Source organism: Clostridium sp. (assembly GCF_050717515.1).
GTDB lineage: Bacteria > Bacillota > Clostridia > Clostridiales > Clostridiaceae > Clostridium_AD.
This window is the reverse complement of sequence record NZ_JBOITL010000022.1, coordinates 91,779-104,831: the sequence shown is the minus strand read 5'-3', so window position 1 is coordinate 104,831 and position 13,053 is coordinate 91,779. Positions and strand designations below refer to the sequence as shown.

Below are 13,053 nucleotides of genomic sequence, written 5' to 3'. Positions count from 1 at the left end.
AAACTATGGCTATTTAAATAAATTATATATTAAACAAAATAATATCATTTCATATTTTCAAAATAAATGTTAGAATATAATTTAGGTATGTTATAATGGCATGTATATATAAAAATAAAAGTAAAATAAAAAGTAAATTATAAAGTAAATTAATATATAAAGTATAGTGAGGATGATACGAATATGGATAAATTGGTAATTAACGGAGGAAAACCTATACTTGGTCAGGTAGAAATAAGTGGTGCCAAAAATGCAGCAGTAGCAATTCTACCAGTAGCTATAATCGCAAGTAAGGGAAAGTGTATCATTGAAAATATTCCGGATATAGAAGATGTAAATTGTATTGAAAGAATATTAGAGGATCTAGGTTGTGAAATTAAAAGAGAAAATAATTCAGTTTCTATAGATAGTACAAATATAATTAGCATGGATGCGAGTACTGAAGATGTAAGAAAAATGAGAGCGTCTTATTATTTAATTGGTGCACTTTTAGCTAGATTTAAAAAAGCTAAAGTGGATCTCCCAGGGGGTTGCCCTATAGGTGTAAGACCAATAGATCAACATATAAAAGGATTTGAGGCACTTGGAGCAACCGTAACAATTGAGAATGGTGCTGTAAATGTTGAGGCGGATAGACTAATTGGAACCAGTATTTATTTTGATGTTGTTAGTGTAGGTGCAACAATAAATGTAATGGCTGCAGCAACTCTTGCAGAAGGTACAACTATTTTAGAAAATTCTGCAAAAGAACCTCATGTGGTTGACGTAGCTAACTTTTTAAACTCTATGGGAGCTAATGTTAAAGGTGCAGGTACAGATGTTATAAGAATCATAGGTGTAAAAGAATTAACAGGATGTACCTACAGTGTAATTCCAGATCAGATTGAGGCAGGTACCTTTATGATAGCAGCCGCTGCTTGTGGTGGTGAAGTAACTGTAAATAATGTTATTCCAAAACATCTTGAATCAATTTCTGCAAAGCTCATGGAAATGGGGGCAGAGGTACATGAAGGTGGAGACAGTGTTACGGTTAAAGCTAAGGGAAGACTTAAGGCTGTAAATATTAAGACGCTTCCTTATCCAGGATTTCCAACGGATGTGCAACAACCAATGAATACATTATTATGCATTTCAGAGGGCAGAAGCATAATAAATGAAAGTATCTGGGAAGCTAGATTTAAACATGTGGATGAATTAAAAAAGATGGGGGCTTCCATTAAAGTAGAAGGAAGTGTAGCTACAGTTGATGGCGTAGATAAACTGATAGGAACAGTTGTAACAGCATCAGATTTAAGAGCCGGAGCAGCACTAGTTATAGCAGGCCTTATAGCAGAAGGTACTACAGAAATTTTAGGAATAGAACATATTGATAGAGGATATCCAAACATTGAAGAAAAATTCAGGAGTATAGGGGCCGATATAAGTAGAGTTACAATTTAAAATTAAAGGAGACAATTATGATATTTTGTCCATTATATAGTGGAAGCAGTGGGAATAGCGTATTTGTAGCGTCAGAAAATACAAAGATTTTAGTAGATGTTGGTATGCCAGGAAAAAGCATTGAAAGTGCTCTTAACCATATAAATCAAGACCCTAACCATATTGATGGTATTTTTATTACTCATGAACATTCTGACCACATAAAAGGTGCCGGGATTATTTCTAGAAGATACGATACACCAATATATGCCAATGAGGCCACTTGGAAGGCTATGGAAAATAAAATAGGCAATATAAAAGAACATAATATAAGAATTATTAATAATAATTCTGTGGACATAAATGATATGCATATAATAAATTATAGTATATCACATGATGCTGTAAACCCTATAGGGTATGCTTTTTACAGCGGAAAAAAGAAGGCATGTATAGCTACTGATTTAGGCTACTTTTCTGAGGAAGTAAAGACTATAATAAAAGATGCAGATGTAATTTTACTAGAGAGTAATCATGATGTGGAAATGGTAAAGTTTGGCCCTTATCCATACCCATTAAAAAGAAGGATATTAAGTGACGTGGGCCATTTATCCAATGATGCATGTGGAAATGCTATAGTGGAAATAATGAATGACAAACAAAAACGCATTATTCTAGGACATTTGAGTAAAACGAATAATTTTCCAGAGTTAGCATATCAAACAGTGGTTAATATACTCAAAGACAATTATATTGAAATAGGTAAGGACATTTTTTTAGATCTAGCTAGAAGGGACATGCCAAGTGATGTAATTGATTTTTAAAGGAGAGGTCAAATATGAAAAATGTAACAAAATTACTATTATGTTCATTACTTGTTATTTCAACAGTAGCATTTTCTGGGTGTGAAAAAAAAGATAGTAAAAGTGTAGTAAACAAAGAAAAGATTGAGAATTTAAAACTTCCCCTAGAAAAAGATGACTTTATCCAATTTGGTATTTATTTTGATGGTACAAAAGATGATTCTAATGTAGAAGTAATTAAAGATGAGAGAATTATCAATAAAGAAGAACTTATTGGGGAAGCTATTATGCAAGAACTTATAAAAGGACCTACTGTAAAAAGTGAGTTAAAACCAATACTCCCTAAAGAAACTAGATTATTAAGTTTTTCGATTAAAGATAGTATCGCTTATGTTAATTTGAGTAAAGAAGCTAGAATAAAGATGTCAGTTGCAAAAGAAAAAAGTTGTTTGCAAGGTATAGCTGCGTCATTAACTCAATTGCCATCTGTACAAAAAGTAAGAATAACTATGGAAAATAAAGATATTGAAACAATAGGTGGGAACTTTGATATATCTAAGCCCTTTAGTAAAGAAGAAATAGTACTAATAAAAAAATAGGAAACTAGCTATGGAAAATTCATTTAATTTAAGATATTTAAACATAAATGTTGAAAATTAGTGAAATATTTATTATAATAATGGAATATAACAAAATACATTATGATTCGAAGGAGAATGAAACATGAGTTTATATAAAGAGTGGACAGATATGGTGGTTGACTATGTTAAACGTAGAGGAGAACCTGCGTTTTGGCAAGAATATGGAGAAGTAGAAAAACGCATTTACACTAAATTATTATCAAACCATAAAGATGAGGTTAAAGGTACAATAGGAGAACTTGCAAAACACTTTGATGTATCTAACATTTATTTTATGGGATTTACTGATGGAATAAACGACAGTCTCTTAGAACCAGTAGTATTAGAAGAAACTGAAGAGGGCACTGAAGTAGATTTTAAAATAGACTATGAAAAACTTTATTTTAATATGTTAGACGCAAAAGCAGATTATCTATATGAGCTTCCACAATGGGAAGGGATTTTCTCAAAAGAAAAGAGAAAAGAAATTCAAAGAGCTTATAGAGATTCCAAAATGGTAGTTAATACTGATAAAGTTGGAAGAAATGATGTATGCCCTTGCGGAAGTGGAAAAAAATATAAGAAATGTTGTGGAAAATAATTACAAGAAATTACGTAAAATTATAAATAATTATAATAAATAAAACCTTGCATATTTGTGTAGGTTTTATTTATTTTTTTTGAATTTTTATAACACAAAAGTTATTCATATATTGTTAAAAATAGTAAAATAACAATATTTTTCCTGTAGGGGGGGTTGTTTTTTCCAGTCATCGGCGTAATATTATGACTATACTAGTCAGAAAGGAGCTTTATATGTATCAGATTTTTTATAAATTGGATGAAGAAAAACAAAATCGGATTATTAATGCAGGAACGAATATATTTTCTACAAATGATTATAAACATGCATCAACAGATGATATTGCAGCAGAAGCAAAAATTGCAAAAGGTTCATTATTTCAATATTTTAAGAATAAAAAATCATTATTTATTTTTTTGTATGAATATACTATGAAAATTTATGAAAAAAAAGTGTACGAAAAGTTTAATTTTGATGAGACAGATTATTTTGAAATGCTTCGCCAAAGTCTGAATTTTACAATGGCTCTTTTAGAGAAATATCCTTATATGTACAAATTTGTTATCAAGGCAAGTTACGAGAAAATGCCTGAGATTGTTGAATCTATTAAAGAAGTCAATGAAAAAATAGAAGAAAAAATGTATAAGAAAATGTTTGAGAAAATCGATTTAAGTAAGTTCAAAGATGGCACGGATATTGAAAAATTGAATAAAATGATTTCATGGTGTTCGGAAGGTATCTGGAACGATGGTGTTAAAAATCATTCAAGTATGAGTGAAATGTATGAACAGGCACTCGAGATTTATAATTTTTATAAAAATGCGGTATATAAGGAAGAATTTCTATAATAAAAAATATAATTGAAATCGACTATTTTGTACTGTATATAAAAAAATCATAAGGAGGGTTTAAAAATGAATGTTATTGAAATCAAAAATTTGACTAAAAGCTATGGCAAAGCAAGAGGGATCACTGATGTGAGTTTTAATGTGCAGCAAGGAGAAATTTTTGGCTTTATTGGGCCTAATGGTGCAGGAAAATCAACAACAATAAGAACATTGTTATCCCTAATTTATCCGACGTCTGGTAGTGCTACAATTTTTGGTAAGGACTGCGTTAAATTTGGACCGGAGATAAAGAAGGAAATAGGATACCTACCATCAGAGGTTTTTTATTATGACAATATGAAGGTTATTGACCTTCTAAAGTATTCAGCTAGTTTTTACAAGAAAGATTGTACCAAGAGAATTCATGAATTGGCTGAAACAATGAACCTTGATCTTAATAAGAAAATTGATGATTTATCTTATGGTAATAAAAAGAAAGTTGGTATTGTCCAAGGGCTTTTACACTCACCTAAACTTATTATACTTGATGAGCCTACTAGTGGACTCGACCCCCTTATGCAACAAAAATTCTTTGAACTTCTAGAGCAGGAGAATAAGCAGGGTGCAACAATTTTACTTTCTTCGCATATTTTAAGTGAGGTTCAGAGGCTATGTAATCGTGTTGCCATTATTAAAGAGGGAAAGATCATAAAGGTTGAAAAAATTAGTACGCTACAAGAAAGTAACCATAAAAAGTTCAAAATAGAAGTGGCATCAAAGATAGAAGATAATTACTTTAATATAAGTGGTGTAAGTGCTTTAGATATAAAAGGTAAAATAGTAAGCTTTTTATTTAGGGGTAATATTAATTTTGTTATGAAAAAGATTTCAGAAATAGATATAACAAATCTTTGGATTGAAGAGCCAGACCTTGAAGAAATCTTTATGCATTATTATGCGAAGGAGGACTAAAATCTATGAATATGTTTTTACATGAACTTAAGGCTTATAGAAAATCCACTATAATATGGACAGGGTCTTTAATTGCCCTTGTTACAATTTTCTTGTCAATGTATCCAGCTTTTTCAAATGAAGTTGAAGCATTTAAAAAGTTGATGGAAGGATTTCCAGAGCCAGTAAGAAAAGCATTGGGTCTCTCTGTAGATAGTATGTCTTCTATTTTAGGATTTTACTCCTATACATTTTTATATTTAACACTTTGTGGTGCAATTCAAGCTATGAATCTAGGCACCTCCATTATATCAAAGGAAGTTCGCGCAAAAACAGCAGATTTCCTTTTAACTAAACCTGTTACTCGCAGGGCAATTATGACATCAAAGTTAATAGCTGCAGTAACCTGTCTAATAATTACTAATACAACTTATCTAGTGGTTGCTAGTATTATGGCGTCTCTTGTAAAAACAGAAGAATATAGTTACAAAATATTCTTTATGATTTCTATTACATTATTTTTCGTCCAGATTATGTTTCTATCGCTGGGAATTATAATTTCTGTGGTGGGACCTAAGATTAAATCTGTGCTACCTATTTCCCTTGGTACGGTATTTATATTTTTTATTATTGGAATGTTTTCATCCACAACCGGGGATGTTGCTATGCGTTATATTACGCCCTTTAAGTATTTTGACACGGGGTACATTATAAAAAATTCTAGTTATGAGGTTACATTTATTATAATAGAAATAGTGTTTATTATTGCAGTAATTTCTGCTAGCTATTTTGTGTATGCTAGGAAGGATGTCCACGCTGTTTAAGGGTGATTAACAATTTATAGTTATCTAGGAATATAAGGAGGTAAGGTTATGAATATATTTATTGTAGAGATGAGAGCTCATAGAAAAAGCCTTATTATATGGGCTTTTGGTATACTATTTATGGTTGTGGCTGGTATGGGGAAATTTGCTGCTTTATCATCCTCAGGGCAATCTATGAATGAACTATTGGATCAAATGCCAAAATTTATGCTAGCAATTATGGGTGTCGGTACGTTAGATTTGTCAAAGGCTAGTGGTTATTATGGAGTGCTATTTTTATACTTAGTACTTATGGCGACGATTCATGCTGCTATGCTTGGAGCTGATATAATTTCAAAGGAAGAACGAGATAAAACAGCAGAGTTTTTATTGGCAAAGCCGATTTCAAGAAATGAAATCATCACATCAAAATTGTTGGCTGCCACAATGAATATTTTGATATTTAATGTTATTACTTTGGTATCTTCAATAATTATAGTAGGAAAGTACAGCAGAGGTGAAGCGGTAAGTGCAGACATAGTAATATTAATGATGGGAATGCTTATTTTGCAGCTTATGTTTATGCTTATTGGCACAGCCATAGCTGCTGTGAGCAAAAAACCTAAGATAGCTACATCTATATCTACAGCCATACTGTTAATAACATTTATACTATCTATAGCCATAGATATAAACAGTAAACTTAAAAATCTTAAATATCTTACGCCGTTTAAGTATTTTGAAGCTAAAGATTTGATGAATGGCTGTGGATTTCAATGGAGCTTTGTGATATTATCAATTATAATTATTTTGGTAATGTTGTGCATCACATATGTGTTTTATAAAAAAAGGGATTTGAATATATAGAAATGTTAAAAAGGAGACCTAGAATGAACATAACTATTATTTGTGTAGGAAAAATAAAGGAAAAATATTTAAAAAGTGCTATAGATGAATATACCAAAAGACTATCTAGATACTGCAAGCTTAATATAGTTGAATTAAGTGACGAGAAAACTCCAGATAATGCTTCAGAAAAACAAGAGGTTTTAATAAAAGAAAAAGAAGGAGAGGCAATACTTAAGAGCATAAAGGATAATATGTTTGTAATTGCTCTAGAGTTAAAAGGAAATATGCTATCCTCTGAGGAACTGTCAAATTATATAATGGAATTGGGCGTCAAGGGTGAAAGTAATATAGCTTTTGTCATTGGGGGATCATTAGGATTATCGAGGGCTGTTTTAGAAAGATCCAATTACAAATTATGCTTTTCAAAGATGACTTTCCCACATCAATTATTTAGAGTAATGCTTCTAGAACAGGTTTATAGAGGGTTTAGAATAATAAGTGGAGAACCGTACCATAAGTAAATGAGGTTTATAGCTTTAGGCATTGATATAACTTGCCTAAGGCTATTTTTATAGGTGAAAATACCGTATCACAAGTAGGTAAAATGATTTTCGTATGTAATATTTATGAAAAAAGTTATAATATACATTATAAATAGGGATGTGTAAAGAAGAATAAGAGTGATATTTACAAATGGATAAGTACATTAAATGTATGTAAAAAACAATTATGAACTGTTTTTTACATAGTTAATAGTAATTTGTTATGCTAAAATATGTAATATAATATAAATTAGTAACTATTCAGCCTTAGAGTTAATTTTTCATTCAGCAGTACGCATTGTAGGGAATCAACGCAGCAGCAACATTGAAAAGAGGACTTTTTTCCTTATTATTTAATTTAAAAAAAGTCCCCTTCTTAGGAGCGCAAGTGATTCAAGACACTGCGTACTGCGTAAGAATCTTTTGCTAGCTGAATAGTTACATAAATTATTTGGAGGATAGAAATGAGCAAACATGAATTCAGATTAATTACTATTGATAATATACCTGCAATGGCTGACTTGCTAATACACAGGCAAAATCTTGAGAGCCAAACATTTCCATTTATAAAAAATAGTTGTCTTAATGTGGAATATATCACGAATACTCTTCAGGAACTGTTCGCTGATAGTAAAGTCATTGGGATGGGGGCATTCGATAATAATGAATTGCTAGGTTACATAATAGGAGAGTTAGGGTTTGATGCTATGAGAGGCAGACATGCATGGGTGCCCTATGAGGGTATTGCTATCAGAGTGGACCAATCCTCTGAACTTATTCGCAGTCTTTATGCCAAGGTCTCAGCTTTATGGCTTCAGCAAGGATGCTTCATCCACTATACGTTTATACCACTTGGAAATCAGGAGTACTATGAAGCCTATCAAAGATTAAGCTTCGCTATTCAACAAGTATTTGGAATAATGAATATGAACGATTACAAGCTCTTTGAAAATGTATCTGATGCAGAGGTTCGATTCGCTAACAAAAACGATAGTGAAATAATGGCGAAGATGTCCAGTATAATTTTCTCACATCAGAATAAAGCACCAGTTTTTGAACTTGCACTACCGGAAGTTATAAATAGAATAAAAACTGGATATGAAAAAATGGTTGAAGATGATGACACAACGATCCTTATTGCAGAAAAAGATATGAAGGAATTAGGATTTCAAGCATATGGACCGGCCGATTCAACGTTAATGACACCTGATAACGGAGTAGAGCTAAGTATCTCAGGTACTTGCGGTTCTCAAAGGGGAAATGGTGTTGGTAAAAAGTTAATGAATGAAGGTTATAGAATCATGAAAGAAAAGGGATACGATTATATAACAGCAGATTGGAGAATAACGAATCTTACCTCTTCAACATTTTGGCCTAAGTGTGGATTTAAGCCTATAGCCTATAGAATGGTTAGACATATTGATAACAATGTAGCATGGGCAAACTTTGATAACCTGAATATTAAGTCGCTGGATTAATAAGTAACAGACACCGTACTTTCGTACTTATTTAAAACCGCAGTTACAGTGATACGGAGAACCGTACCATAAGTAAATGAGGTTTTGTTAAAATGGATAAAGGTAGGGAGGAACGGTAAACCGCACCTCCACTCCACTATGAAATCTACGAATACATAACCAGGGCTACAACAGTTGCGTTAAGTTTACCTTCGCAAAATTACTTATTCTATAAATTGGTAGAGTAAAGAAAAATTAATAATAAATAAGCCAATGATATTAAAAATGTCATTGGCTTATGTTGTATGAAAGATTGTAGTATTGTTATTGTAGATGTATAATATATGCAAATAAGTGTAAAAGCGGGTCCATATTTTTTTACTGATATAAAAAAGAATATGTTTTTAATTTTTAAGTTAATGGGGGTAAATTAAATGGATAATAAGAATCTTAATGAGTATAGTGGATGTTCATATTGTTTTCTATTTTATAAAAGGGGAATTGCAGTTAAAGAACATTCTAAGTTCCTATCAACTAGTGAAGTTGAACAATTGGGAATTGACAATTCAAAATTGATTTATATAGGTACAGCAGAGGGTAATGATTATTATGCTATAGGTGTAAATAAGGAGGACATTGTTAAAGGATATTCAGTAATGGATATTGGAGATATGCGTGATGAGGTTTCTGAAAATGTATTTTCACTTGTTTTACGTGGATTACATTTTATAAACTGGTTAGATAAAACAAAATATTGTAGCTGTTGTGGAAGTAAAGTTAATATAGAGCATAAAAAGGCCTACATTGAATGTTTAAATTGTGGAAATCTTATGTATCCCTTTATAAATCCATGTATTTTAGTTGCTGTTTTGAAAGATGATAAAATTCTTTTAGCACATTCACCTCATTTCCCACCTTATTTATATAGTACTTTGGCTGGGTTTGTTGAGCCAGGGGAATCCTTAGAGACATGTGTAAGGAGAGAAGTGAGAGAAGAAGTTGGAATTGAGATAAAAAACATTAAATACTTTGGCACTCATCCATGGCCTTTTTCTAATTCAATTATGATTGGTTTCATAGCTGAGCATGCATCAGGAGAAATACAAATAGATAATAATGAAATAGAAGCAGCTGATTGGTTTTCATTAGATGATTTACCAAATATACCAGAATATAAGTTCAGTTTTGCAAGAATTGTTATTGACCACTTGCTTGAATCAAGGAAAAAACAATAGCTAGAAATTAGGTAGTAATATTTGATGTAACTTATATATTAGTATTTAAAGATAATGAAGGACAGAGAGTTAATAGCTACTGTCCTTTTTGCTTTATTTATGTTTAAAGGAAGAAATGGAAAATATATAATGGATAACTGCCTAAAGCATAGTATAAGGTGCTTTAGGCTAGAAAATCTCAATTATATTTATTCTGTGATCTTTTGCACCTGTGGAGGTAGTATGGATATGCATGTCACTATCCCTTTATATTGTTTACGTCCTTTAAAATTTTCTCAAGCTTTTCGATTTTTACAATTCGGTCGTTACACTTCTTACTATCTAAACATAGATCAAAGCCAATTGACCTATAGGCATCTTCCCCTGTTGTTTTGCAGATAGGTGAAACAAAGTCTACTTCATTTTCGCCAGCTGAGTGATTGCAAAGCACACATCTATGAGCGTTATTGGAGCCACAACTTGAAAGTCTACATGCCATACCTATAAGTTTACCATCCATATTATAAGCTACAAATAATTTTCTGATGGATTTATCAATCCAACCTAAATACACATTCTTTGAAGCCTGTGCAGTTAGGCTTGGTAATTTAAATTTCTTTTCCTTTTTAAACAATCTATTAATTTGTGCATTTGTAATGGTTGGCATTCCATATACATATTCATTCAATTCAGCTAAATATTTATGGATATGCACGGGGGTGTTTATTTTACCAATATCAAGTAGTTCTTTTTCTTCCTCGGATAAATTTGTGAAAATATTTAATATTTGCTGGTGTTTGTATGCTTTAGTAACTTCAATAATATTAGGATCTAAACAAACCTTAAAAGCATTCTCTAAATCATATAAGCGCTTTCTTATATAATTATACTCTTGTTTTTTAATAAAAGTTTTCAAAAAACCTAGCACCTCTTTTCAAATAAAATCATAACATAGTTTAAAATAAAAATTCAATCTAATAAATGATTCTGTAAAGAGTATGAGCATTGAAGTTTGTCTCAATAGTTTAGGATTTTAATTGAAATGTATAAAAAAAAAATGTATAATATAAATGTTGTTTCTTAATATAATTAGAAGTTAGTATTTATGAAAGGTGTGAATTGTATGATTTACAAAAATGAATTCGGATTAAAAGAAACTCCTTGCGAAGGCCATAAGAACTAAATCGGCTATGCTTTGCTTGGAGATTATTTTGTTAAAATAGCTGATGTTGAATTATATGGTCTTGCTAAGTTCTTTTTGATTTAAATTAAAGGGCTTTAGTCAGTGCGCAATTATTCAGCATTAGCCGATTTAATAGATGATTTCATACATTCCTTCCTTTATATAAGAATGGAAACTGTTGCAAACTTAGTTTTGTGACAGTTTTTTTGGTCTTTGCTTCAACAAAAATTAAATTTTTGAAGGAGTAAAGATATGAAATATAGTAATGCATACAATGTTTTACCGATTTATATAGTAAAAGTTATTCAAAAATACGTGGACGGGGAATATTTATATATACCCAGAAAAGAAGAAGAACAAAAGAAATGGGGAGAAAAAAGCGGCTCAAGAGATACTTTTAAAAAAAGAAATGCGGAAATTTATTTAAAAAATATAAAAGGTGCTGAAATTTTAGATTTAGCTCAGGAATACTATCTTTCAGATAAAAGTATAAGAAGAATTATTAGTCAGCAAAAGAAGATTATGCTCGAAATTAATGCAGAATAATAAACGAGATTGAAAGCCACCATTTGGATACATCAAATAATAATGGTGCTCTAAGGCGTATCATAATTTAAATAAATTACAGAAATAGTAGCTATCCAATTGCAACTGGGCTGCTATTTTTTAAAACTTTTTTTATGTAGCACCATTAATGTTAATAGTGTTATTAAGAATTATCCTGCCTAAAATAGCAACAGTAAAACGTCGTTACTATTTTGTAAGTTTAGAATAAATCAATTCAGACAAATTAAAGCACAATAAGACAGAAACAAAATGTTATCTTCTGATATACTTTAGTGTAGGTAAGAAATTAGGAAATGATTAAGGTTATTATAGGGAGGACGTATTAGATGGGGGATTATTATAAAATTAGGGGAAAAAATATCTATACTGAAATTCTTGGAGAGGATTCATTACCAGTATTGTTATTTATTCATGGTGGGCCCGGTGGAATTGGTGTTGCAGATTTTATTCAATATCAGGGGGATAGATTATCAAAAAACTTTAAAGTTATAGCCCCAGAGCAAAGGGGAGTATGGAGATCTGAGGCTATTTTAGATGAAGAATATATTTCACTAGAAGATATTATTGAAGACTTTGAAGAATTAAGAAAAAAATTACATATAAATAAATGGTCACTGCTTAGTCACTCATTTGGTGGGTATCTTGCTGTTCTTTATGCTAATTTATATCCTGATTCTATTGAATATATGATATATGAATGTCCGTCTTTTAATTTTGCACTTTCAGAGCGTTCTATGCTAAAGGCAGCAGCAAATGAATTGAATAAATTAGGAAACAATATTTTGGCAGAAGAATATTTAAAAGAATTGAAAGATATTACAGATTACAAAGAAATTAATAAACTTCTTATAAAGGCATTAAATGAGCTTGGAGAGAACTGTAATAACTTTATGTGGTATGGAAATGATAAGCAAATAATTGAAAAAATAGCTGTGGCTACTAAAGATGGTGGAGCCTTATGGCGTAAATCTATCAATACAAGAATGAAATTACTAAAGGATTGGCGAGTATATAATGATGTATTTACTGAATTATCAAATGTAAATAAGTCTTCTTTATTAATTAAAAGTAAATATGATCCGATAACTTGTGAAGTGCAAACAGAAGAATTTATGAATCGAGTGAAAGACAAACAAGTGGTTACATTTGATTTTTCTGGTCATTATGCTAGGGTTGAAGAACCTGATAAGTATTGTGAAGTTATAACAAATTATATATATAAGAAGATGAAATAA

General features: G+C 31.0%; 14 protein-coding genes. 13 read left to right on the top strand and 1 reads right to left on the bottom strand.

Going from position 1 to position 13,053, the window contains the following annotated elements:
* The first annotated feature begins 183 nt into the window (after nucleotides 1-183).
* The 11 genes from murA (at nucleotide 184) to nudC (ending at nucleotide 10,089) form a co-directional block, all read left to right on the top strand.
* A complete protein-coding gene (gene murA / locus ACREV6_RS07550) occupies nucleotides 184-1,440 on the top strand; it encodes a UDP-N-acetylglucosamine 1-carboxyvinyltransferase (RefSeq protein ID WP_431577399.1) in 1,257 nt (418 codons plus the stop codon).
* A 17-nt stretch (nucleotides 1,441-1,457) separates the two neighbouring features.
* Entirely contained in the window at nucleotides 1,458-2,243 is a 786-nt protein-coding gene (locus tag ACREV6_RS07545) for an MBL fold metallo-hydrolase (protein ID WP_431577398.1), read from the top strand.
* A 14-nt stretch (nucleotides 2,244-2,257) separates the two neighbouring features.
* Nucleotides 2,258-2,821 carry a GerMN domain-containing protein gene (locus ACREV6_RS07540; RefSeq protein ID WP_431577397.1) on the top strand — a complete coding sequence of 188 codons (564 nt, stop codon included), beginning with the start codon at nucleotides 2,258-2,260 and terminating at the stop codon, nucleotides 2,819-2,821.
* 124 nt (nucleotides 2,822-2,945) lie between these two features.
* On the top strand, nucleotides 2,946-3,443 hold the full coding sequence (locus ACREV6_RS07535; protein ID WP_431577396.1) for an SEC-C metal-binding domain-containing protein: 498 nt from the start codon (nucleotides 2,946-2,948) through the stop codon (nucleotides 3,441-3,443).
* A gap of 215 nt (nucleotides 3,444-3,658) precedes the next feature.
* The gene (locus ACREV6_RS07530; RefSeq protein WP_431577395.1) at nucleotides 3,659-4,273 is read left to right on the top strand and encodes a TetR/AcrR family transcriptional regulator; all 615 of its coding nucleotides are present in this window, start codon (nucleotides 3,659-3,661) and stop codon (nucleotides 4,271-4,273) included.
* A 66-nt stretch (nucleotides 4,274-4,339) separates the two neighbouring features.
* Nucleotides 4,340-5,224 carry an ABC transporter ATP-binding protein gene (locus ACREV6_RS07525; RefSeq protein ID WP_431577394.1) on the top strand — a complete coding sequence of 295 codons (885 nt, stop codon included), beginning with the start codon at nucleotides 4,340-4,342 and terminating at the stop codon, nucleotides 5,222-5,224.
* A gap of 5 nt (nucleotides 5,225-5,229) precedes the next feature.
* Entirely contained in the window at nucleotides 5,230-6,027 is a 798-nt protein-coding gene (locus tag ACREV6_RS07520) for an ABC transporter permease subunit (protein ID WP_431577393.1), read from the top strand.
* A gap of 48 nt (nucleotides 6,028-6,075) precedes the next feature.
* The gene (locus ACREV6_RS07515) at nucleotides 6,076-6,873 is read left to right on the top strand and encodes a DUF2705 family protein (RefSeq protein WP_431577392.1); all 798 of its coding nucleotides are present in this window, start codon (nucleotides 6,076-6,078) and stop codon (nucleotides 6,871-6,873) included.
* Between the two features lie 23 nt (nucleotides 6,874-6,896).
* Nucleotides 6,897-7,376: a 23S rRNA (pseudouridine(1915)-N(3))-methyltransferase RlmH gene (gene rlmH / locus ACREV6_RS07510; protein ID WP_431577391.1), complete on the top strand. Its 480-nt coding sequence runs from the start codon at nucleotides 6,897-6,899 to the stop codon at nucleotides 7,374-7,376.
* A 485-nt stretch (nucleotides 7,377-7,861) separates the two neighbouring features.
* Entirely contained in the window at nucleotides 7,862-8,875 is a 1,014-nt protein-coding gene (locus ACREV6_RS07505) for a GNAT family N-acetyltransferase (RefSeq protein ID WP_431577390.1), read from the top strand.
* A 413-nt stretch (nucleotides 8,876-9,288) separates the two neighbouring features.
* Entirely contained in the window at nucleotides 9,289-10,089 is an 801-nt protein-coding gene (gene nudC, locus ACREV6_RS07500; RefSeq protein ID WP_431577389.1) for an NAD(+) diphosphatase, read from the top strand.
* A gap of 238 nt (nucleotides 10,090-10,327) precedes the next feature.
* Here nudC and ACREV6_RS07495 read toward each other — a convergent pair whose 3' ends face one another.
* Nucleotides 10,328-10,984: an FBP domain-containing protein gene (locus ACREV6_RS07495; protein WP_431577388.1), complete on the bottom strand. Its 657-nt coding sequence runs from the start codon at nucleotides 10,982-10,984 to the stop codon at nucleotides 10,328-10,330.
* A 519-nt stretch (nucleotides 10,985-11,503) separates the two neighbouring features.
* Here ACREV6_RS07495 and ACREV6_RS07490 point away from each other — a divergent pair.
* Both ACREV6_RS07490 and ACREV6_RS07485 read left to right on the top strand, forming a co-directional pair.
* Nucleotides 11,504-11,797, top strand: a complete 294-nt coding sequence (locus tag ACREV6_RS07490; protein WP_431577387.1) for a CD3324 family protein — start codon at nucleotides 11,504-11,506, stop codon at nucleotides 11,795-11,797.
* 347 nt (nucleotides 11,798-12,144) lie between these two features.
* Nucleotides 12,145-13,053 carry an alpha/beta fold hydrolase gene (locus tag ACREV6_RS07485; RefSeq protein WP_431577386.1) on the top strand — a complete coding sequence of 303 codons (909 nt, stop codon included), beginning with the start codon at nucleotides 12,145-12,147 and terminating at the stop codon, nucleotides 13,051-13,053.